Source organism: Allotamlana fucoidanivorans (assembly GCF_006265225.1).
Lineage (GTDB): Bacteria > Bacteroidota > Bacteroidia > Flavobacteriales > Flavobacteriaceae > Allotamlana > Allotamlana fucoidanivorans.
Map to the genome: position 1 here is coordinate 1 of NZ_VDCS01000144.1, position 224 is coordinate 224.

Annotated in this window: 1 protein-coding gene; it reads left to right on the plus strand. The window is 38.8% G+C overall.

The window, feature by feature from the left end; all coding sequences use genetic code 11:
• Nucleotides 1-224 (plus strand): hypothetical protein (locus FGF67_RS17380; protein ID WP_158293258.1); only part of this gene is annotated, 224 nt, incomplete at both ends.

Below are 224 nucleotides of genomic sequence, written 5' to 3' on the forward strand. Positions count from 1 at the left end.
GATATTGCAGCTTGGGTAGCGGCCCAAACTACCATTATCAATAATAGTTTAACAGGTGGATCTCCAACTGTATCTCATAACTTTACTAATCAGTCTATTGACTTCTGTACGGGAGGTACGGTAACCATTACCTGGACTATTGATGATATTTGTGAAACTTTTACTCCTCAAGCTACCTATACCTTAACACAACCTCAAGTAGTAAGCTATACTAGTCCTTCTGA